21 protein-coding genes are annotated in these 21,337 nt (G+C 71.3%); 11 read left to right on the top strand and 10 right to left on the bottom strand.

What is annotated here, in order from left to right:
• Window positions 1-9: 9 nt before the first annotated feature.
• Entirely contained in the window at window positions 10-336 is a 327-nt protein-coding gene (locus F8566_RS27010; protein ID WP_151564527.1) for a cytidine/deoxycytidylate deaminase family protein, read from the bottom strand.
• Between the two features lie 129 nt (window positions 337-465).
• Between F8566_RS27010 and F8566_RS27005 the strand changes: the two genes are divergently transcribed.
• From F8566_RS27005 to era, 3 genes are all read left to right on the top strand, one after another.
• Window positions 466-2,595: an MMPL family transporter gene (locus tag F8566_RS27005; protein ID WP_151564525.1), complete on the top strand. Its 2,130-nt coding sequence runs from the start codon at window positions 466-468 to the stop codon at window positions 2,593-2,595.
• Between the two features lie 105 nt (window positions 2,596-2,700).
• Complete coding sequence (locus F8566_RS27000; protein WP_151564523.1) at window positions 2,701-6,129, top strand: BTAD domain-containing putative transcriptional regulator; 3,429 nt, start codon at window positions 2,701-2,703, stop codon at window positions 6,127-6,129.
• Window positions 6,130-6,196: 67 nt separating this feature from the next.
• A complete protein-coding gene (era, locus tag F8566_RS26995) occupies window positions 6,197-7,105 on the top strand; it encodes a GTPase Era (RefSeq protein WP_225993566.1) in 909 nt (302 codons plus the stop codon).
• Between the two features lie 14 nt (window positions 7,106-7,119).
• On the opposite strand, the gene F8566_RS26990 is transcribed toward era, so the two are convergent.
• Window positions 7,120-8,073, bottom strand: a complete 954-nt coding sequence (locus F8566_RS26990) for a hypothetical protein (protein WP_151564521.1) — start codon at window positions 8,071-8,073, stop codon at window positions 7,120-7,122.
• A gap of 122 nt (window positions 8,074-8,195) precedes the next feature.
• Here F8566_RS26990 and F8566_RS26985 point away from each other — a divergent pair, with 122 nt between their 5' ends.
• The 3 genes from F8566_RS26985 (at window position 8,196) to leuA (ending at window position 11,600) form a co-directional block, all read left to right on the top strand.
• Complete coding sequence (locus F8566_RS26985; RefSeq protein WP_151564520.1) at window positions 8,196-8,807, top strand: zinc-ribbon domain-containing protein; 612 nt, start codon at window positions 8,196-8,198, stop codon at window positions 8,805-8,807.
• Window positions 8,804-9,601: a dimethylargininase gene (gene ddaH / locus F8566_RS26980; RefSeq protein WP_318836443.1), complete on the top strand. Its 798-nt coding sequence runs from the start codon at window positions 8,804-8,806 to the stop codon at window positions 9,599-9,601. Before F8566_RS26985 ends, ddaH begins: the two co-directional genes overlap by 4 nt.
• A gap of 316 nt (window positions 9,602-9,917) precedes the next feature.
• Window positions 9,918-11,600: a 2-isopropylmalate synthase gene (leuA, locus tag F8566_RS26975; RefSeq protein ID WP_151564519.1), complete on the top strand. Its 1,683-nt coding sequence runs from the start codon at window positions 9,918-9,920 to the stop codon at window positions 11,598-11,600.
• Window positions 11,601-11,737: 137 nt separating this feature from the next.
• On the opposite strand, the gene F8566_RS26970 is transcribed toward leuA, so the two are convergent.
• Window positions 11,738-11,992, bottom strand: a complete 255-nt coding sequence (locus tag F8566_RS26970; protein WP_225993565.1) for a protealysin inhibitor emfourin — start codon at window positions 11,990-11,992, stop codon at window positions 11,738-11,740.
• Between the two features lie 21 nt (window positions 11,993-12,013).
• Window positions 12,014-13,042 (bottom strand): M4 family metallopeptidase, encoded by a 1,029-nt coding sequence (locus F8566_RS26965; protein ID WP_151564518.1) that lies wholly within the window; start codon window positions 13,040-13,042, stop codon window positions 12,014-12,016.
• 119 nt (window positions 13,043-13,161) lie between these two features.
• Here F8566_RS26965 and recO point away from each other — a divergent pair, with 119 nt between their 5' ends.
• Genes recO through F8566_RS26950 form a run of 3 tightly spaced genes read left to right on the top strand, consistent with a single transcriptional unit; the run spans window position 13,162 to window position 15,577 of the window.
• Window positions 13,162-13,926 (top strand): DNA repair protein RecO, encoded by a 765-nt coding sequence (gene recO / locus F8566_RS26960; RefSeq protein WP_151564517.1) that lies wholly within the window; start codon window positions 13,162-13,164, stop codon window positions 13,924-13,926.
• The gene (locus F8566_RS26955) at window positions 13,923-14,720 is read left to right on the top strand and encodes an isoprenyl transferase (protein ID WP_151564516.1); all 798 of its coding nucleotides are present in this window, start codon (window positions 13,923-13,925) and stop codon (window positions 14,718-14,720) included. The genes recO and F8566_RS26955 overlap by 4 nt, the downstream gene beginning before the upstream one ends.
• Window positions 14,721-14,779: 59 nt before the next feature.
• On the top strand, window positions 14,780-15,577 hold the full coding sequence (locus tag F8566_RS26950; RefSeq protein WP_151564515.1) for a TauD/TfdA dioxygenase family protein: 798 nt from the start codon (window positions 14,780-14,782) through the stop codon (window positions 15,575-15,577).
• 69 nt (window positions 15,578-15,646) lie between these two features.
• Here F8566_RS26950 and F8566_RS26945 read toward each other — a convergent pair whose 3' ends face one another.
• From F8566_RS26945 to F8566_RS26920, 6 genes are read right to left on the bottom strand one after another with little or no spacing between them, the layout of a single operon-like run.
• The gene (locus F8566_RS26945; RefSeq protein WP_151564514.1) at window positions 15,647-16,072 is read right to left on the bottom strand and encodes an OsmC family protein; all 426 of its coding nucleotides are present in this window, start codon (window positions 16,070-16,072) and stop codon (window positions 15,647-15,649) included.
• A gap of 50 nt (window positions 16,073-16,122) precedes the next feature.
• Complete coding sequence (locus F8566_RS26940; protein WP_151564513.1) at window positions 16,123-16,512, bottom strand: Fur family transcriptional regulator; 390 nt, start codon at window positions 16,510-16,512, stop codon at window positions 16,123-16,125.
• Complete coding sequence (locus F8566_RS26935; protein WP_151564512.1) at window positions 16,509-17,393, bottom strand: metal ABC transporter permease; 885 nt, start codon at window positions 17,391-17,393, stop codon at window positions 16,509-16,511. Before F8566_RS26935 ends, F8566_RS26940 begins: the two co-directional genes overlap by 4 nt.
• On the bottom strand, window positions 17,390-18,133 hold the full coding sequence (locus F8566_RS26930) for a metal ABC transporter ATP-binding protein (RefSeq protein ID WP_404800347.1): 744 nt from the start codon (window positions 18,131-18,133) through the stop codon (window positions 17,390-17,392). Before F8566_RS26930 ends, F8566_RS26935 begins: the two co-directional genes overlap by 4 nt.
• Window positions 18,130-19,095 (bottom strand): metal ABC transporter substrate-binding protein, encoded by a 966-nt coding sequence (locus tag F8566_RS26925; RefSeq protein ID WP_151564511.1) that lies wholly within the window; start codon window positions 19,093-19,095, stop codon window positions 18,130-18,132. The genes F8566_RS26930 and F8566_RS26925 overlap by 4 nt, the downstream gene beginning before the upstream one ends.
• A gap of 43 nt (window positions 19,096-19,138) precedes the next feature.
• Window positions 19,139-19,444: a DUF6703 family protein gene (locus F8566_RS26920; protein ID WP_151564510.1), complete on the bottom strand. Its 306-nt coding sequence runs from the start codon at window positions 19,442-19,444 to the stop codon at window positions 19,139-19,141.
• Between the two features lie 45 nt (window positions 19,445-19,489).
• On the opposite strand from F8566_RS26920, the gene F8566_RS26915 reads away from it, so the two are divergent.
• Together F8566_RS26915 and F8566_RS26910 are read left to right on the top strand one after the other, a co-directional pair.
• Window positions 19,490-19,813, top strand: a complete 324-nt coding sequence (locus F8566_RS26915; protein WP_151564509.1) for an antibiotic biosynthesis monooxygenase family protein — start codon at window positions 19,490-19,492, stop codon at window positions 19,811-19,813.
• Between the two features lie 74 nt (window positions 19,814-19,887).
• Entirely contained in the window at window positions 19,888-21,234 is a 1,347-nt protein-coding gene (locus F8566_RS26910) for a DUF1906 domain-containing protein (RefSeq protein WP_151564508.1), read from the top strand.
• Window positions 21,235-21,337: the final 103 nt, after the last annotated feature.

Below are 21,337 nucleotides of genomic sequence, written 5' to 3'. Positions count from 1 at the left end.
CTGACGGAGTCAGGCGAGGGTGGTCTTCAGGGAGCCGTCCGGGGCGGCGACGAAGACGGGAGCCTTGGGACCCAGGTCGCGTACGGCGGCCACGTCGGAGTCGCGGGCGCTCTCGTCGGCCGTGACCAGCGCGGCGGCCTCCAGTTCTTCCGCGCCGCTGGAGACCGCCATGGCGATCGCCACCTGGAGGGCGGTCAGCTTCAGAGCCGGCAGGTCGACGCTGGTGGCCGAGTAGGTCCGCCCGGTCTCGTCGCGGACCGCCGCGCCCTCGGCCGCACCCGTGCGGGCACGGGCGGCCCGCGCCAGCGTGATGATCTTCTTGTCCTCGTCGTTCACGGGGACAAGCCTAGGGTCCCCGTCTCAAGTCACTGCCAAGTGGGCGGGTCGCAAGTCACTGCCAAGTGGGCGGCAAGGGCGGCGGGTGAGGCTCGTGACCTCAACGGAAGACGCTTTTGCGAGGGAACGATGTCTCGTCTGCTTTACCGCCTGGGAAGGGCCGCGGCGCTGCGGCCCTGGCGGTTCATTCTGGTGTGGGTGCTGCTCGTCGGCGCGGTGGCCGGTGTCTCCGGCGTCGCGGGGGGCGCGTTGCACGACGACTACACGCTGAAGGGCACGGGTTCCCAGGAGGCCACCGATCTTTTGAGGGAACGGTTCCCGGCCGTGGCGGGAGCGGACGCCCGGGTCGTGGTGCACGCCGAGTCGGGCAAGCTCGCCGAGGCGAGCGTCGCGGCGGCGGCGGAGCGGCTGAAGCGGCTCCCGCACGTGACCGCGGTGGAGACCGCCCCGCCCAGCAAGGACGGCGCGACGGCGCTGCTGACGGTGCGCTACGACGTGCCGGTCACCGATCTCACGCCGAAGGAGACGCTCGGGCACCTGGAGGACGCCACTGCGGGGCTGGCGTCCTCCGGGCACAAGGTCGAGTTCGGCGGGCAGGTGCCGGAGAACGTGACGGCTCCCGGCGGGCTCGCCGAGGCGGTCGGGATCGTGGCGGCGCTGGTGATCCTCCTGCTGGCGTTCGGCTCCATCGTGGCGGCGGGGCTGCCGCTGGCGGTGGCGCTGGCCGGGCTCGGCGTCGGGGTCTCCGGGATCACGATCCTCGCGGCGTTCACCGACGTGGCCACCACCGCGCCGACGCTGGCGATCATGGTCGGGCTGGGCGTCGGGATCGACTACGCGCTGTTCATCCTGACGCGCCACCGGGAGGGCCTGGCGCAGGGCCTCGACGTGCCGGAGTCGATCGGCCGGGCCACCGCGACGGCGGGCCAGTCGGTGATCTTTGCGGGCTTCACCGTGCTGCTGGCGCTGTGCGGGCTGGTGTTGTCGCAGATCCCGGTGTTCATCACGATGGGCTTCGCCACCGGGATCGTGGTGGCGGCGACCGTGGCCAGCGCCGTGACGTTGCTGCCCGCCCTCCTGGGCCTGGCGGGTCGCCGGGTGCTGCGCAAGCGGGACCGTGCGGAAGGCGCGCAGCTGAAGGTCGAGTCGCCGCGGGTGCGGAGATGGGCCGATCATGTCGCGCGCCGGCCGTGGGCGTGGCTCCTCGCCGCGCTGGTGCTCATGCTGACGCTGGCGGCCCCGGCCCTCGGCATGCGCACCTGGCCCAGTGACGCGAGCAGCGAGCCGACCTCCAACACCGTGCGCCGCGCGTACGACCTGATCGCCGAGTCGTACGGGCCCGGGGTGAACGCCCCGCTGCTCGTGACCGCCGACCTCGCGAAGGTCGACCGCGCCACCCTGCCCGCGCTGGGTGACAAGCTGGCGAAGACCGAGGGCGTCGTGGCCGTCGCGCCGCCGCAGTTCTCGCCGGACCGGAGCGCCGCCGTGGTCGCGGTGACGCCGGAGTACGGGCCGCAGGACGAGCGCGTCACCGGGCTCGTCGACCGGATCAGGGCGGACACGCTCCCCGACGGCGCGGAGGTCACCGGATACACCGCCGTCTACGTCGACCTCAGCCGCGTCCTGTCCGACCGGTTGTGGCCGGTCATCGGCGTGGTCGTGGCGACCTCGTTCATCATGCTGATGATCGTCTTCAGATCGTTGCTGGCGCCCCTCAAGGCCGCCGCCATGAACCTGCTGTCGATCGGCGCCGCGTACGGCGTGCTGGTGGCGGTCTTCCAGTGGGGCTGGGGCGCCGAGCTCCTCGGGCTGCCGCACAGCGTGCCGGTCTCCAGCTTCATCCTGCTGCTGATGTTCGCGGTGCTGTTCGGCGTCTCGATGGACTACGAGGTGTTCCTGCTGTCCCGGGTACGGGAGGAGTGGCTGCGCACCGGCGACGCCCGCGGCTCGGTCGCGACGGGCCTGGCGGCGACCGGCCGGGTGATCTCCAGCGCGGCGCTGATCATGGTCGCGGTGTTCCTCGGCTTCGCGCTCGACCCCGGCCTGGTCATCAAGCAGATGGGAGTGGGGCTGGCAGTGGCGGTCGCCCTGGACGCGACGGTCGTGCGCCTCGTCCTCGTGCCCGCGACGATGGCCCTCCTGGGCCGCGCCAACTGGTGGCTGCCCGGCCCGCTCGACCGGATCATCCCGAAGATCGACATGCACGGCGCCGAGCCCGCTCCCGCGGCCGAACCGGCCCGCGAGACCCTGCCGGTCTGATCGCGCAGTCCGATCACGCAGGTCTGACGGTCGCGCGAGCACCCGGAGCCGGCTGGACCCGGACCGCCTCTGGCCTCTGGCCAGGGGCGGTTTAGGCTTCCGTACATGGCGGGAGGCGTTACGGGGGCGGCGATCCGGGTGCTCGGCCCGTTCGAGGCGTCCGTCAACGGCGCGTGCGCCGATCTCGGCGGGCCGCGCCAGCGTGCCGTCCTTGCGCGGCTGGCGGCCGCCCACGGGCAGATGGTCCCGGCCGAACGCCTGATCGACGAGCTGTGGCCCGGTGAGGCGCCGCCCCGCGCGGCCGCCGGCCTCCAGTCGTTCGTCTCCCACCTGCGCCGCGCCCTCGAACCCGACCGTCCGCCGCGCACCCCCGCCGAGGTGCTGGTCACCTCGCCCCCCGGGTACGCGTTGCGGCTGCCCATCGGGAACGTGGACGCCTGGCGCTTCGACACGCTGGTGGACGAGGCGGGCGAGTTCCTCGCCGCGGCCGACCCGGCGACGGCACGGCTGCGGGCCGACGCCGCGCTGGGGGAGTGGCGCGGGCCTGCGTACGCCGAGTTCGCCGAGCTGTCCTGGGCCGTCACCGAGGCCGGGCGGCTGGAGGAACGGCATCGCCTGGCCGTCGAACGCCGCGCCGAGGCGATGCTCCGCCTCGGCGCCGCCACCGAGGCGGTACCCGACCTGGAGGCGCACGCGGCCGCGAATCCCATGCGCGAGGAGGCCTGGCGGCTGCTGGCCCTGGCGCTCTACCGGGCCGGGCGCCAAGGCGACGCCCTCGGAGCGCTGCGCCGCGCCCGTGCGACCCTGGCCGACGAACTGGGGGTCGATCCCGGTCCGGCCCTGAGGCGTCTTGAGGCCGACATCCTCGCCCAAGCGCCGGAGCTCGACCCGCAACCAGCGCCGATGCCGCCAACGCCAACGACACCACCCACGGCGTCCACGGCGCCCATGGTGTCCACACCGCTCCAGACTGCGCCGCCCCTTCTGCGCCTTGTGCCGGAGCCGGCGGAGGAGGCACCGGCGGGCCCGCTCTTCGTCGGGCGGGCGGACGAGTTGGCGAGGCTGGCCGCGGCCGCGCAGGCCTCGGCCGCGGGCAGATGCACCGTCGCCCTGGTCAGCGGCGAGGCCGGAATGGGCAAGACGTCCCTTATCGAACGGTTCGGCGACACTCTGGGCGGCGAGGGCTGGACCTGCGCCTGGGGCAGCGCGCCGGAGACCGGCGGTGCCCCGGCCGCCTGGCCCTGGGCCGAGCTGCTGCGGGAACTGGCCGCAGCCGACCCACCGGAGGCCGAGCTCGCCCGGACGCTCGGGCCGCTGCTCGGCGACGCGGTGACGGGTCTCGGAGCGGACGCCACCACGGCCCGTTTCCGGCTGCATCTGGCTGTGGCCGACTACCTGGGCGCGCTCTCCGAGAAGGCTCCGTTGCTCCTCGTCCTGGACGACCTGCACTGGGCCGACGACGAGACCCTGGCCGTTCTCACCGGGCTCCCGGCACGGCTGCGCGGCAGGCCCGTGCTCGTGGTCGGAACCTTCCGGCAGACGGAGATCTCCGACCGGCTGGCCACCACCCTCGCCACGCTCGCCCGCCAGGAGCCGCTGCGCATCGAACTGGCCGGGCTCGCCCCCGACGAGGTGGCCAGGCTCGTCCGGGACGTGTGCGTCACCGAGGTGGGCGAGGCGGACCTCGCCGGAATCGCCGAACGCACCGGAGGCAACCCGTTCTTCACCCGCGAGACCGCGCGGCTCCTGGACGCCGAAGGGATGCCGGCGGCCGCCCGCGGCGTCCCCGCCGGGGTGGGGGACGTCCTGCGCCGGCACATCGCCCGGCTGCCCGAGGACGCCCAGTCGATCCTGCGGAACGCGGCCGTCGTCGGCCGGGACGTCGACCTCGCCGTGCTGACCGAGGTCTCGGGCGGCGACGAGGACGCGGTGATCGAGGCGGTCGAGGCCGGGCTGGCCGGCGGGCTGATCGTCGAACCGGCGGCGGGGCGGATCCGGTTCGGGCACGCGCTCGTCCGCGACACCCTCTATGGCGAGCTGTCGCGGATCCGCCGCACCCGCATCCACGGCCGGGTGGCGGCCGCGCTGGAACGGTGGCGTCCGGGTGAGATCGCCGCGCTCGCCCACCACTTCCTCGCCGCCGGGGACGAGCCCGCCAAAGCCGTCCGCTATGCCCGGCTGGCGGCCGAGGCCGCCGAGGCCAGGTTCGCCCACGGGACCGCCGCCGAGCTCCTGGTGCGGGCAGCCGACCTCCTGCGCGCGCGGGACTCGGAATCCCTCCGCGAGCTTCTGGAGACGGAGGTGGACGCGATCCACGCGTCCGCGCTGGCCGGGCTGGTCGTCGCGGCGCGGGAACGGCGGTGGCGTGCGATCGCCGAGGCCCGCGCCTTCGGGGACCTACGGCTTCTGGGCCGGATCATCGTGAGCTACGACGTGCCCACGTTGTGGACCAGCCACGTGTACGGCACGGTCGACCATGACGCCATTGAGGCCGCCGAAGAGGCCTTGGCGGGGCTCGGCGACGACGATGAGGAGCTGCGCATCCGGCTCCTCACGTCGCTGGCGATCGAGCTGGAGGGCGACCCGGACGAGCGCGGCGCCGAGGCCTCCGTCGAGGCGGTCCGCCGCGCCCGCCGCCTCGGCAGGCCCGATCTGCTGGCGGTCGCCCTCAACGGCCGCTTCCTCAACGCCTTCCGGACCGCGGACGACCTGGCTGAACGCCGCCGCATCTCCGCCGAGATCCTGGAGCTCGCGACGGCCCACGATCTCGGTCTCTACCAGGTGCTGGGCCATCTGCAGATGCAGTCGGCCTCGTTCGCCTCCCTCGACCTGGCCGCGGCCCGCGAGCACCTGGAGGTGGGGCGGCGGCTGGCGGACCAGTACGGCCTGCCGCTGCTGGGCTTGATCGCGAGCTGGTACGACGCGATCGAGCATGTCTTCGCCGCCCGGCCCGAAGCCGCCGAACGCGCCTACTCCGAGGTGGGCGACGCCATCGGCCGGACCGGTATCTGGAGCAGCGAGCGCGGCATGGAGATGGTCGGGGTCTTCTGCGTCCGGCTGTCGCAGGGCCGTGCCGGCGAGCTCGTCGACGCCGCCCGATGGATCTGGCAAGAGTGGCCGCATGTCGGGGCCGCCGCCGACCTCTACGCGATAGCCCTGATCGAGGCGGGACGTACCGCGGAGGCCCGGCGCGTCGTGGCGGACGCCGGTCCGGTCCGGCCGGACTTCTTCTTCGACCTGGTGATGTCGATCCGCGGTCTGCGGGCCATCGCCCTGGACGAGCACGAACTGGCCGCCGACGTCTACGAGAGGCTGCTGCCGTACGAGGGTCACGTGAGCGGCGGAGCCTGCACCGTCGCGAGCGTCGGGCCGGTCGCGCACATCCTCGGTGACCTGGCGGTCTTCCTCGGCCGCCCCGGACCGGCGGCGGGCCATTACCGGCGCGCGGCCGAGGTCGCCGAACGCATCGGCGCGCAACACTGGGCAGAGGCCGCCCGTACCGCGCTGGCCGCCCTCGGCCACCCCGCCGCCTAGCCGCCACCCGGTCTCCGGTCCCACCGGATCAACGGAGCAGCCGCTTTCGCCTGCGACAATTGACGGCGTGACGACGAACGAAGGTTTCCGGTCCGGGTTCGCCTGCTTCATCGGGCGGCCCAACGTCGGCAAGTCGACCCTCATGAACGCCCTCGTCGGCACCAAGGTGGCGATCACCAGCAACCGGCCGCAGACCACCCGCCGGGCCATCCGGGGCATCGTCCATCGCCCGGACGCCCAGCTGATCGTCGTCGACACGCCGGGCCTGCACAAGCCGCGCACCCTGCTCGGCGAACGGCTGGACAGCCTGGTGCGGTCGACCCTGACCGAGGTCGACGCGATCGGGTTCTGCGTGCCGGCGGACGAGAAGGTCGGCCCGGGCGACAAGTACATCGCCCGCGAGCTGGCCGGCATCAAGAAGACCCCGATCGTGGCGATCGTCACCAAGACCGACCTGACCCCGCCCGAGCGGGTGGCCGAGCAGCTCATGGCGGTCGGGCAGCTCGGCGACTTCGCCGACATCGTGCCGTGCTCGGCCGCCGACGGCTTCCAGGTCGATCTGGTCGGCGACCTGCTGATCCAGCACCTGCCGGAGGGCATGCCGCTCTACCCGGAGGGCGACCTCACCGACGAGCCCGAGCAGGTGCTGGTCGCCGAGCTGATCCGGGAGGCCGCGCTGGAGGGCGTCCGCGACGAGCTGCCGCACTCGATCGCGGTGGTCGTGGACGAGATGGCGCCGAGGGAGGGCCGCGACGACTTCATGGACGTCTACGCGCACCTCTATGTCGAACGGGACAGCCAGAAGGGCATCATCATCGGGCACAAGGGCAGCCGCCTGCGCGAGGTCGGTTCCGGGGCCCGCAAGCAGATCGAGGCGCTGCTCGGCACCAAGGTCTACCTCGACCTTCGCGTCAGCGTGCTCAAGGAATGGCAGCGCGACCCCAAGCACCTGCGCAGGCTGGGTTTCTACGACTGAGTTTCTACGACTGATCAGGCGGGTGGCGGTCCGGGGTCGATGTCCGGCTTCTTCGAGGGCTTCGGCTCCTCGTCCTGCGGCTCGTACGTCTGCGCGTAGGCGCGGGCATCGGATGCGGGGTCCGCGTACGACTGGCCTGTGTGCGGCTGGCTTACGTACGCCTGGGCTACGTGCTGGTCCGTGTACGCCTCAGCCGCCTGCTGATGTTCCGCGTAGGCCTGCGCTCCGTGCGACTGGCTCCCGTACGACTGGCTCCCGTAAGGCTGGCTTGTGTACGGCTGAGCTGCGTACGGCTGGCCCGCGTCCTGCTGCTGAGCCGGAGCGTGCTGTCGCGGGTCCTGCCCTTCGCTCGTTCGCCTGCGCCCGATGAGTGGCCGCACCAGGCTGAAGCCCAGGACGAGCAGGGCGGCTGAGATCGACACGTACCACCCGTAGGCCGGGGTGACGTCGTACGGCAGCAACGTCGACCGGCTCCCCAGATCGTCACTCGCGTCGTCCAGCCGCAGCAGGAAGAGCATGCACACCAGCAGGGCCAGCGCTCCGGGGACGGCGGTGAGGGAGGAGATCCGGGTGTCGCGGGCGGCGATGCCCCAGAGCGCCATGCCGACGGCGGTGAGGGCGAGCACCGGGAGGGCCAGCACCATGCTGTCGGCGTCGATGCCCGCTCTCTCGCCGAGGTCGTGGGTGAGGGTCTGGCCGAAGGCGTCCACGATGACCCGCGCCCGGATCCAGGGCAGGAACGCCGCGACCAGCAGGGCCGACGCGGCGCAGACCACCAGGATGTTCCACCACGTGCCGGCGGAGTCCGAGCCGGAGGGCGGCGCGGCGGGTGCGGGCCGCCCTCCGGGAGCCTGCGCGGCGTCCTGCGCGGCGTTCTGCGCGGCGGGCGGCGGATACTCGTCGGCCGGTGGCAGGAAGTCCGGCCGCGGGCGCGGGGCGTGGGCGTCCGGGCCCTGGTCACCACTCATGGACCCAGAGTAAGGGTCACGGCGACCGTGATCTTTAGCGTCGCGGGGAACTCGGCGGGTCGGCCGCGTCACGGCCCGCGGATCGGTACTTTGGAGGAGTCCGTAATGGGAGGAGAGCCCCGGTGTTGCTAATTTTCGGCCTGTCGGTGTTCTTCCGTACGGTTAGTGAGGGATCGTTCCACTGCCCGCAGTGCGGCGGTGACCGGGCGTACCGGCGGCGGGCCGGGCGACGGTGGTTCACGTTGTTCTTCCTGCCGGTGATCCCGCTCAACCGGATCGGTGAAGTCGTCGAATGCCGGACCTGCCGTACCCGCTACAGCGTGTCGGCGCTGCGCGCCCCCACCGCCCAGCAGATGGCCGCCGCGCTGCCCGCCGGCATGCGCGCCGCAGCCACCCTGGTGCTGCAGGCCGGTGACCCCTCCGACGAGGCGGCGCGCGGCCGCGTCGTCGAGGTCGTCCGGGGTTACGGCGAGACGCGCTACGGCCCGGACGACGTGACCGCGGACCTTCAGCTCCGAGTGGAGTTCCTGGAGGAGGAAGTCGCCCAGGCAGGGGGCCAGCTCGCGGTCGAGGCCAAGGAGTGGTTCTTGTCACAGGCCGTCCGGGTCGGCTTGGCCGACGGACCGCTCACCGAGAACGAGCGCCAGACCCTGCACCGCGTCGCGCAGTTGCTGGGCATGTCCCGCGCGCATGCGCTCGGGGTCATCGTGACGACCGAGGGCGCGGCCCGGTGACCTCGCTGCCGGGGTCGTTCGCGCAGCCGCACCCCGGCTCGCCGGCGGGCGTCGCCCTGGTACGGGCCCCCGGCCCGCGGCTCGCCGAGGGACTCCTCACGCACATGGAACGGCGTCCGGTGGACGTCGCGCTCGCCGCGCGGCAGCACGCCGCGTACGTCTCGGCGCTGCGGGCGGCGGGCTGGCAGGTCCGCACGGTGGCGCCGGACGACGACCACCCCGACGCGGTGTTCGTCGAGGACGCCCTCGTGGTGTGCGGGGATCTCGCGGTCGTGGGCCGTTCGGGAGCCCCCGAACGCCGTGGCGAGGCGGCGGCGGCCGAGCAGGCGGCCCGCGACCTCGGCCTCCGGATCGAGCGCATCAAGGAGCCCGGCACCCTCGACGGCGGGGACGTGCTGCAGGCCGGCGACACCGTCTACGTGGGCCGCGGTACCCGGACGAACGAGGAGGGCATCTGCCAGCTCGCCCACCTCCTCGGCGGGCGGCGCGTGGTGCCGGTCGACATCGACGGGTGCCTGCACCTGAAGTCCGCGATGACCGCGCTGCCCGACGGCACCCTGATCGGGGTGCCCGAGATGCTGGACACCTCGGTCCTGCCGAGCGTGCGGGTCGCGCCGGAGCCCGCCGGGGCGCACGTGGTCGTGCTGGGCCCGGACCATGTGCTGCTGTCGGCCTCCGCACCGCGTACCGCCGAACGGCTCGCCGCGGACGGCCTGCGCGTCACCGCCGTCGACATCGGCGAGTTCGAGGCCCTGGAGGGCTGCGTCACCTGCCTTTCCGTGCTCGTCCGCTGACTCTGCGCCCGCCCACTGGCTCTGACCAGGCACTTTGAACGCCCCGGCTCGGGAATGAGTGGGGGCGTTCGTGGCGTTGAGGTGCTGAATAGGGGGATTTGTTACTGCGTCTCATATGGCGGACGGTGTTTCCGTAACGCGGATGGGATCTGTTAGCTTTGCCAGCGTGTTGCGTGAGCTGCTCCTCCTTAGCGGCCGCAGCGGGGGCCTGTAACCAGGTCGGCTCCCTCGCTGCGGGACTTTGGCGTGGACGGTCGGCCGCAGGAATCCGAGCAGAGGGAACTCACACGTGTATCCGCAACAACAGCCTTCCGGCATGCCGTTCGAGCGTTATCGGCCCTTCGAGGCGATCAAGCTCACGGACCGGACCTGGCCGGACAAGGTGATCACCGAGGCGCCGCGATGGTGCGCGGTCGACCTGCGCGACGGCAACCAGGCCCTCATCGACCCGATGGACTCGCACCGCAAGCTCCAGATGTTCGAGCTGCTGGTACGGATGGGCTACAAGGAGATCGAGGTCGGGTTCCCGGCGGCCAGCCAGACCGACTTCGACTTCGTACGGCAGATCATCGACGAGGACCGGATCCCCGAGGACGTGGTGATCCAGGTGCTGACGCAGGCGCGGCCCGAGCTGATCGAGCGGACCTTCGAGGCCGTACGGGGCGCCGAGCAGGCCATCGTCCACCTCTACAACTCCACCAGCACGCTGCAGCGGCGGGTGGTGTTCGGGCAGGACAAGGACGGCATCACCGCCATCGCGGTCGAGGGCGCCAAGCTGTGCAAGAAGCTCGCCGACGACATGGGCGAGACCCAGATCTTCTTCCAGTACTCGCCGGAGTCCTTCACCGGCACCGAGCTGGAGTACGCGGTCGAGATCTGCAACGCCGTCAACGACGTGTGGCAGCCCACGCCGGAGCGGAAGACGATCGTCAACCTGCCCGCGACGGTCGAGATGGCCACGCCCAACGTCTACGCCGACCAGATCGAGTGGATGAACCGCAATCTGGCCTACCGCGACTCGGTCATCCTGTCGCTGCACCCGCACAACGACCGGGGAACGGCGGTCGCGGCGGCCGAGCTGGGCTACATGGCCGGGGCCGACCGCATCGAGGGGTGCCTGTTCGGCAACGGCGAGCGCACCGGCAACGTGTGCCTGGTGACGCTGGGACTGAACCTGTTCACCCAGGGCGTCGACCCGCAGATCGACTTCTCCGACATCGACGAGATCCGCCGGACGGTCGAGTACTGCAACCAGCTGCCCGTCCACGAGCGGCACCCGTACGGCGGCGACCTGGTCTACACCGCGTTCTCGGGCTCGCACCAGGACGCCATCAACAAGGGCTTCGACCACCTCAAGCGCGACGCCGACGCGGCGGGCGTGCCGGTGGACGACTTCACCTGGGCCGTTCCGTACCTGCCCATCGACCCCAAGGACGTCGGCCGCTCGTACGAGGCCGTGATCCGGGTCAACAGCCAGTCCGGCAAGGGCGGCGTCGCGTACATCATGAAGACCGAGCACGCGCTGGAGCTGCCGCGGCGGCTGCAGATCGAGTTCTCGCGGGTGGTGCAGCAGCACACCGACGACGAGGGCGGCGAGGTCTCGGCCGAGCTCATGTGGGACATCTTCGAGAAGGAGTTCCTGGTCAGCGGGCCCCGGGTGGGCCTGCTCGCGCACCGCGCGACGTCCCGGGTGGACGAGAAGGACCTGCTCAACTGCGACATCCGGATCGACGGCGAGATCCGCGAGATCCAGGGCGTCGGCAACGGCCCGGTCTCGGCGTTCGAGGAGGCCCTCGCCGGCGTCGGGATCAACGTCCGGGTGCTCGACTACAGCGAGCACGCACTGAGCGCCGGCGGCGACGCCCGCGCGGCCGCCTACGTCGAGTGCGACGTGAACGGCACGACCGTGTGGGGCGTCGGCATCGACGGCAACATCGTCACCGCCTCCCTCAAGGCGATGCTCTCCGCCGTCAACCGCGTGGCGGGCGCCAGCTCCTAATACCTTCCTGGGCCGACCAAAGGCCCTGGAACACAAGCCCGGTCACAACGGTGTGCGAACCATGCGTGTGATCGTTGGTGCGGCCCCTGCCGTGATGACCTCACGGCAGGGGTCCGCTCGTTCTTGCGCCGGGCCGCTCAGGTCGGGCGGCCCAGGACGTGGTGGACCAGCTCGCGGAGCGGGCCGTTCAGCTGCGCCTCCCCGACGGTGGCGGTGTCACCGTCGATGTCGATGTCGTACAGGAACTGGTCGGGGATGCGGCCGGGCGGCGGAACGGCGCCCAGGTCGACGCGGTCCACCAGCCGGCGCAGCAGCGGATCGCTCGCGGTGTCGGACTCGCCACGCTTCTCGATGCCCGCGAAACCACCGCTGCGGATCACTTTCACCCTCACGCTGTCACCTCGGGTCGTTCGTCACGCCTGGACGCCTACCCCCGCCCACGCCTGTTGTACCGCGCGGGTCTCGGCCGCGTCGGCTCCGTACAGCCCGGTCGCGACGGCGATCGTCGCGGCGGCGAAGCCGGCGAAGTCCTCGTCCGTCTTGATCGTGCCGCCGGTGAGCGTGTCGTACCAGACGCGGCCGGCCTTCTCCCAGGCGTTGCCGCCGATCGCGACGGACGCCAGGTAGAACGCGCGGTTGGGGATCCCCGAGTTGATGTGGACGCCTCCGTTGTCGCGGTAGGTGTCGACGTAGTCGTCCATGTGCCCGGGCTGCGGGTCCTTGCCGAGCCGGGGGTCGTCGTAGGCGGTGCCGGGCTCCTTCATCGACCGCAGCGCCTTGCCGTTGACGCCCTCGGCGAGCAGGCCCTCGCCGATGAGCCAGTCGGCCTGGTCGGCGGTGTGCCCGAGATGCCACTGCTTGATGAGTGCCCCGAAGACGTCGGAGACCGACTCGTTGAGGGCGCCGGACTGGCTGTAGTACTCCAGGTTGGCGGTGTACTGCGTGATGCCGTGCACCAGCTCGTGCCCGGTGACGTCGAGGGGCCCGGTGAACGCGTTGAACAGCACCCCGTCGCCGTCGCCGTAGACCATCTGATCGCCGTTCCAGAAGGCGTTGTCGTAGTCGCGACCGTAGTGCACCGTTGAGATCATCGGCAGCCCCGCGGCGTCGATCGAGTTGCGCCGGTAGGCGGCCTCGAAGAAGTCGAAGGTGACTCCGAGCCAGTCGTACGCCTGGTCCACGATCGTGTCGCCCGTGGCGGGCGCGCCCTCGCCGCGCACCGTCTCGCCGGGCAGGACCTCTTGGTTCTGCGCGTCGGCGATGGTCCGGTTCGGGACGAAGTCCTCGGTGGGCGAGGGCGGCTCGACCGGCAGCGTGCGGCGTTCGGTGCGCAGGGCCGCGCTCAGCGCGAGGGTACGCCGCGCGATGTCACGGAGGGCCGGATCTTCGGCGTCGTGGACGACCCGCTCCAGCATGTGCGGAGGGACGATGGTGCATCTCATGGAACAACGCTGCCAGGTGGTTGTGATTCAGGCCACAGCTTTCGCGGCTCCAGTGCGACCGGATGCGGTCACGGACGGTGATGGACGGCCCGTGTCCCGGAGTACGGGAGAATGGGCGGGTGACGCTCTACCGTGACGAAGGCATCGTGCTGCGTACCCAGAAGCTGGGCGAGGCCGACCGCATCGTGACGGTCCTGACTCGGCGCACGGGCCGCATCCGCGCAGCCGCCAAGGGCGTCCGCAAGACCAAGTCGCGGTTCGGGGCACGGCTGGAGCCGTTCACCCATGTGGATCTGCAGTTGTACGAGCGGCGTTCGCTCGACCTGATCACCCAGGCCGAGACCCTGCGCCCCTACGGCGAGCAGCTGGTCGCCGACTATCCCCGCTACACGGCGGGCACGGCGATGCTGGAGACCGCCGAGAAGCTCACCGCCGAGGAGCGGGAGCCCGCACTGCGGCAGTTCCTGCTGCTGGTGGGCGCGCTGCGCACGCTGGTCGAGCGCGATCACGACCCCCGGCTGGTGCTCGACGCGTTCCTGCTGCGGTCGTTGTCGGTGGCGGGCTGGGCGCCCGCGCTCGACGAGTGCAGCCGCTGCGGCGATCGCGGGCAGCTGCGCGGCTTTGCGATCGCGGCGGGCGGGGCGGTCTGCGCCCGGTGCCGCCAGCCGGGGGCCGCGACCCCGGCGCCGCCGACGTTCGGGCTGATGCTGGCCCTGCTGCGCGGCGACTGGGAGTACGCCGACGGGAGCGAGTCTCGCCACCGGGTAGAGTGCAGCGGCCTCGTGGCGGCCTACCTGCAGTGGCACCTGGAGCACGGCATCCGGTCGCTCCGGCATGTGGAGCGATCCGGCGAGGGAACGAGTTTGAGCAAGGAGAGAGCTTGAAGAGGGCCGTTCAGCCGCCGTACCCGCACTCCGGCGGCGCCCGCCCGCCCGCGATCCCGGCCGACCTGGTGCCCCGGCACGTCGCCATCGTCATGGACGGCAACGGGCGCTGGGCCAAGGAACGCGGGCTGCCGCGCACCGAGGGGCACAAGATGGGGGAGGACTCCCTCTTCGACGTGATCATGGGTGCGATCGAGCTGGGCATCCCCAACCTGTCGGCCTACGCCTTCTCCACCGAGAACTGGAAGCGCTCGCCCGACGAGGTGCGGTTCCTCATGGGCTTCAACCGGGATGTGATCCGGCGCCGCCGCGACCAGCTGCACTCGATGGGCGTGCGGGTCCGCTGGGCGGGCCGGCGGCCGAAGCTGTGGCGCAGCGTCATCAAGGAGCTTGAGGACGCGGAGGAGATGACGCGCCACAACGACGTCCTCACCTTGCAGTTCTGCGTCAACTACGGCGGCCGGGCCGAGATCGCCGACGCCGCCGCGGCCATCGCGCGCGACGTCAAGGCCGGCAGGCTCAACCCCGACAAGATCACGGAGAAGGTCTTCGCGCGTTACCTCGACGAGCCGGGGATCCCCGACGTCGACCTCTTCCTGCGTTCGTCGGGCGAGCAGCGGATCTCCAACTTCCTGCTGTGGCAGTCGGCGTACGCGGAGATGGTCTTCCTCGACACGCTGTGGCCCGACTTCGACCGGCGGCATCTTTGGCACGCCTGCGAGCTCTACGCCAGCCGTGACCGCCGCTACGGAGGTGCCGTCCCCAATCCGGTCGAACCCTCAGCCGCACGGTAGTCCATATTCCCTACCGACTTTGTTGACTTTCCTGTGCCGGGCTGCGTAACTTCGTGGGCATGAGCCCGAACGCCCAGCAGACCCTCGATCCCGTTCGCCCGTCCGTCCTGGAGTTGTGTCCGGTGAGCGGCCGGATCGGGGCGGTCGTCTCGGGTGTCGAGCTCTCCGGGGATCTCCCCGAGGAGACCGTCGACGAGATCCGCCTCGCGCTCCTGCGGCACAAGGTCCTCTTCGTCCGCGGCCAGCACCACCTGGACGCCCGCTCCCAGTCCGCCTTCGCGCGGCGGCTCGGCGAACTCATCGACCCCGACACGGTCATCCCGTCGCTCGACGCCTGGCACAGCGACGCGACGTTCCTCGACCGGCCGCCGCTCGCGTCGGTTCAGCGGGCCCTGGAGGTTCCCGCGCAGGGCGGCGACACCGTGTGGGCCAACACCGTCACCGCGTACGAGGATCTTCCGGTGGAGCTGCGCGACCTGGCCGACCGGCTGTGGTTCCTGCACTCCGCAGCGCACGGCACGCTGGAGACCAGGCATCCGCTCGTCCGCGTGCATCCCGAGACCGGCGAACGGGCGATCCTGCTCGGCGGGTTCGCCCACTCGGTCGTGGGGCTCAGCCGGCGGGCCGACTCCGAGGCGCTGATCCGGCTCTTCCAGGAGTACGTGACGCAGCTGGAGAACACCGTCCGCTGGCGGTGGGCCGTGGGGGACGTGGCGATCTGGGACAACCGCGCCACCCAGCACCGCGTGGTCAACGACTTCGGCGACCGCCCACGCCGCCTGCACAGCGTCACCATCGCAGGCGACGTGCCGATCGCGGTCGACGCGGCTCGTGCTGGACGAGTCGACCAGCAATGAGCAGACTCGCCCCGCACCCGCTTAGGCGGGCGCGGGGCGAGTCTCTTTGCTGGGGCGTTCTGACAACCGTCAGGCGAGAGCGGCGTCCAAAGTGATCTTGGTGCCGGTGAGGGCCTTGCTGACCGGGCAGTTCTCCTTGGCGTTCTGCGCGGCCTTCTCGAAGTCGGCGGCCGAGAGGCCCGGCACGCTGGCGCGGACCGTCAGGTGGATGCCGGTGATGCCCTCGCCCGGCTGGAAGGTCACGTCGGCCTTGGTGTCGACCTTCTCCGGCGGGGTGCCCGCCCCGGCGAGGCCGTGGGAGAGCGCCATCGAAAAGCAGGTGGAGTGCGCCGCGGCGATGAGCTCCTCGGGGCTCGTCTTGCCGTTCGCCTCCTCGGCCCGCGACGGCCAGCTGACTTCGAACTCGCCGACGTTGGACGAGTCCAAGGAGACCTTGCCCTGGCCGCCCATCAGCGGCCCTTCCCAATGCGCGTTCGCGGTACGTGTCGTAGCCATGGTCCGATCCTTCCGCATTACCGGTCGGTTGGCGCCACCCGGGTCTCGGTTCAGCCGGTCTTGGCGGGGGCGGCACAGTCGGAGCAGGTGCCGAAGACCTCGACGGTGTGGGTGATCTCCACGAAGCCGTGCTCCGCGCCGATCGCGTCGGCCCACTTCTCCACGGCCGGGCCCTCGACCTCGACCGTGCGGCCGCAGTCGCGGCAGACCAGATGGTGGTGGTGTTCCTCGGTGCGGCAGGCACGGTAGACGGCCTCGCCCTCGTCCGTGCGGAGCACGTCGACCTCACCGGAGTCGCTCAGCGCCTGCAGCGCCCGGTAAACGGTGGTGAGACCGATTTTGGAGCCGTCCGCGCGCAGGTCGGCGTAGATGTCCTGGGCGCTGCGGAAGTTGTCGCAGCCGGCCAGAGCCTCCCGCACCGCGTTTCGACGGGCAGTCATCCCCCAAGCACCTCCGCCTCGGCTTCCACGCTGGTCCGGGCCGGTCGATCGGCGGTCGCCGGAACCGTACGGGTCCGCATCCGCCGCAGGACCGTGCCTCCGATCACCGCGGCGACGAACACCGCCAGGGCCAGCAACACGATCGAGGGCCCCGGCGGGAGATCGTACTCGAACGAGCCGGCCAGGCCGGACACCGCCGACAGTACACCGATGCCCATCGCCACGAGCATCGTGCTCTTGAATCCCCGGGTGAGCTGCTGGGCCGCAGCCACGGGCACGACCATCAGCGCGCTGACGAGCAGCAGCCCGATGGCGCGCATGGAGATGACCACGGTGACGGCGGCGGTCGCGGCGATCAGGATGCTGAGGAAGCGGACGGGCAGGCCCGCCGCCCGGGCCACCTCCTCGTCCTGGCAGAGCAGGAACAGCTCCCGCCCGAAGAGCGCCACGATGCCGAGGACGGCCACCGCCAGCCCGGCCACCACGTACAGGTCGGTCGCCGACACGCTGCTGATGGATCCGAAGAGGTAGGACTGCAGGCTGGTGCCGCCGTCCTGGCCGTTGGTGAGCAGCACGCCGCCCGCCAGCCCGCCGTAGAACAGCAGGGCGAGCGCCACATCGGCGCCGCTGCGGCTGCGCGCGCGCAGCACCTCGATGGCGACCGCGCCGAGCACGGACACCAGGAGGGCACCCAGGATCGGTGAGTTGCCGGTGAGCAGGCCCAGGCCGATACCGGTCAGCGCGATGTGCCCGATGCCGTCTCCGAGCAGGGAGAGCTTGCGCTGCACGATGAACGTGCCGACCGCGGGCGCGGTCAGCCCGATCAGCACCGCCATCACGAGGGCGATGCGCATGAAGTCGTACTGCAGCATTTCGGTCACGCAGGAGTTCCAGTCTCTGTGCTGAGGTGCGCGGTCAAGGCCGCACTGTCGTTCGCCATACGGCCGTGGTCGAGGACGATGCTCCGCGTGATGAGGGGCGCCAACGGGCCCAGCTCGTGCGTTACGAGGACCACCGTACGGCCGGCGGCGGTCAGGTCGCGCAGCGTTCGCGCCAACGCGGCCTGGCTCGCGGCGTCCACGCCCGCGGTGGGCTCGTCCATCACGAACACCTCGGGTTCGCCGGCCAGCGCACGGGCGATGAGCACCCGCTGCTGCTGGCCGCCCGACAGCAGGTGCGCGGAGTCACGGGCGCGGTGGGACAGGCCGACCGCCTCCAGCGCGCTGTCCACCGCCGCGCGGTCGGCGGCGGAGGTCGGCCGCCAGCGGGACTGCCGCGCCACCCGCCCCGACGACACGACTTCGCGGACGGTCGCGGGCACGCCGCCGCCCATGGGCAGCCGCTGCGGCACGTACCCGATCCGCTTCCAGTCCCTGAAACGGGCCGGGGCCGCACCGAAGATCTCGGTGCGGCCGGACGACAGCGGGATCAGCCCGAGCAGGGCCTTGATCAGGGTGGACTTGCCCGCCCCGTTCGGTCCCATGACGGCGAGGACGTCGCCGGGTTCGACGGTCAGGTCGATGCCGCGCAGCACGTCGCGCCCTTCGAGCCGGACGTGACCGCCGGTCATCTCGAAAGGCGCGGGCTGCGCGGCGGAGCCGCCGGGGTGGATGACCGTCATGTGACTCCCAGGGCGGTGCGCAGGGTCTCGAGGTTCTTCTTCATGATCGACATATAGTCGTCCGAGGAGCCCTTGGCGATGCCCTCGACCGGGTCGAGGACGGCGGTCTTCACCTTGGCCTCGCGGGCCAGGCTCTCGGCGACCTTCGGGCTCACCAGGGTCTCGGTGAAGATCGTGGTGGCACCGGCCTCGCGCACTTCGTGGGTGAGCTCGGCGATGCGCTTGGGTGACGGCTCGCTGTTCGGGTCGACCCCGGCGATCGAGACCTGCTTGAGGCCGTACCGGTCGGCCAGGTAGCCGAACGCGGCGTGCGCGGTCACGATCGTCTTGCCCTTCGCGCCCTTGAGCCCCTGGCTGTAGCTCTGGTCGAGCGCGGTGAGCTGGCCGGCGAGCGCCTTCGCGTTCGCCTTGTAGCCGGCGGCGTGGCCGGAGTCGGCGGCGGCGAGGCGGTCGCCCAGCGTGGTGGCGATCGTCGCCATGCGGCTCGGGTCGAGCCACACGTGCGGGTCGTACGTGAGCTCCTCGCCCTCGTGCTCCTTCCCCCCCGCCTCGTGCTCGTGCTCGTCCTCCGCGGCGGCGGGCAGCGTCTTGACCACGCTCACGGCGTCCAGGGACTTGTCCTTGGCGTGCTTGGCGACGGCGTCGTCCATGGCGGGCTGGACGCCCTTGACGTACACCGCGAAGTCGGCCTTCTGGACGTCGGCGATCTGCCGTGCCGTCAGCTCGAGGTCGTGCGGCTCGGCGCCCGGCTTGGTGAGCGTCTCGACCGACACGTGGTCGCCGCCGACCTTCTCGGCCAGCCAGGCCATCGGGTAGAACGATGCGACGATCTTCGTCTTGGCGGCGCCGGAGCCGGAGTCGCCGTCCGCCCCGGCGTTGCCACAGGCGGTGAGGCTGAGCAGCGCAGCGGTGGCCAGCGCCGGCAGCGAGAGGGCGCGGAGAGGCTTCGGGGAGGTGAACACCCCCCAAGTGTGTACGAAGATGAAAACGGTTGTCAAAACCGACTTAGAAGCCGCCTACCACGTGACCCACCGCGAAGGCCGCCAAAAGCCCCATCGCAACGACTCGCAGGGCCCGTCCCGAGGTGTCCAGCGCGGGCCAGTTGAGGTAGGCGAACCAGGTCAGGAACGCCAGCAGGACAAGCAGTCCCGCCGCGCCGACCCAGCCGTTCCCCCACATGCCGATCACCAGCAGCGCGAAGACCGCGACGAGCAGCACCCAGCGCGGGAGTGTGTGCAAGAACACCACCGGCTTCGCACTCAACCGCTCCACGGTGGCGCGCATTCCCGGGGTTTCCCTTTCAGTGTTCACGAGCCCAAACGTAGCCTCTCTCCGCCTGCCTGGAAGGATGGAGGGATGATCGCAATCACCCGGTACCGCGTGCCGAGCCAGGAGGCCGACGGGTTCACCGCGCAGATGACCTCCGTGCTCGACGCCCTCGCCGCGAGCCCGGGCTACCGGTCGGGACGGCTGGCCCGCACGGTCGACGACCCCGACCTCTGGGCCCTCATCACCGAGTGGGACGGCGCCGGGTACTACCGGCGGGCGCTCGGCGCGTACGAGGTGCGCCTGGTCTTCATCCCGCTGGCCGCGATGGCGGTGGACGAACCCGGCGCCTACGAGGTCGTCAGCGAGGTCGTCGGTCAACGAACGGCAGAGTCCGGGAAAGAACGTATCTGAAGTCGTTTCATCACCCTCCGTGCTGGTGATCACTGCCGCTGACGGGGCTGGGCGCACGGCACGGGGGAGTTGTGATGCGGCATGCGGTCGTACTCAGTGGACTGCTCGGGGTGGCGGGTGTCGCCGCCCTCGTCACCGGCCTCCAGCCGGCCACCGCGCGGCCCCCGGCCGTCCAGGCCACCGCGCTGAACCAGGCGGCTCCGGCCCGCGCGCTGAACCAGGCCCGCGTGGCCGAATACCGCGGCGTGCGGATTCCGGTGCCGGCCGGCTGGGAGGTGCACCGGCTCGACCTCGATCCCACGCGGTGCGTACGGCACGACCGTCCCGCGATCTATCTCGGCCGGCCCGGCCCGGAGCCCGACTGCCCGGCGCGGTTGATCGGCGGCGCGGAGACGCTGCACATCGAGCCGCTCGACGGCGCCACTGGGGCCTCCGGGGCCTCTGGAACCGCGCAGCGCGGCCGCGCGGTGGAGATGCGGGTCGCAAAGCTGGCCCGCTTCACCGTCCGGAAGAACGTCGATCACCAGGTGCGGATCGATCTCCCAGAGGCGGGGGCGTCGGTCACCGGCGTGTACGGCGCGGACACGGACGTGTTGCAGACCGTCATCCGTTCGATCCGGCTGACCGCGGAATGGATCACGACACCGCCTCCCAGCCCCCTCCGCGGCGGCACCGTGGAGGGCGAGTCCTCGGTCGCGCCCCTCACCGAGCGCGCCAAGTCCGGGACGAGCAGATCCTGGGGCAAGGGGAGGGGCTTCGACACTTGCACGGCACCTTCGAAGCGGGCCATGGCCGCCTGGCGCCGCTCGTACAGCGTCGTCAACATCTACATCGGCGGCGCGTCGCGTGGATGCTCCCAGCCCAACCTCACCAGGTCCTGGATCCGCGCCGTCCGCCGGATGGGCTACCGGCTGATCCCTACGTACGTCGGGAAGCAGGCGCCCTGTAACAGGGACAACTTCCGCGTCCACTTCAAGGCCGGGACCGCCGCCGCGGAGGGCCGCCGGGCCGCCGCGGCCGCCGTCGCGCGGGCCAGAGCGCTCCGCATCCCGCGCGATATGCCGATCTACTTCGACATGGAGGCGTACTCGAGCGGCAAGGCCAAGTGCCGCCGGGCAGTGCTGACCTTTCTTGACGCCTGGTCCCGTGCTTTGGCTGACCGGGAGTACGTCTCCGGCGTCTACAGCAGCGCCGCATCGGGTGCGCGCGACCTTGGCCGGGCCAACGGGATCACCAGGCCGGTGGCGATCTGGTTCGCGCACTGGGACAACAGGCCCAACCCGTACGCCACCCCGTACCTCCGCGCCCGCTGGTGGCACCCGCACCGCCGGATCAAGCAGTACCGGGGCAGCCACAGGGAGAGGCACGGCGGCATCGCGCTCAACATCGACAGCAACATCGTGGACGGCCACGTCTACTGACGGACGCGGGGGCGCGGGGCCTTTTGCGCACTCGTCACTTTGCGTACTCGACCGTATCCAGCCGGTCGACGTTCGGGAGGTGGCGGCGGTGCCCTAGACTCGG

The organism is Actinomadura rudentiformis (assembly GCF_008923185.1).
Classification (GTDB): Bacteria; Actinomycetota; Actinomycetes; order Streptosporangiales; family Streptosporangiaceae; genus Spirillospora; species Spirillospora rudentiformis.
Note: the sequence above shows the minus strand (reverse complement) of the source record. Positions and strands in the feature narration are given on the sequence as shown.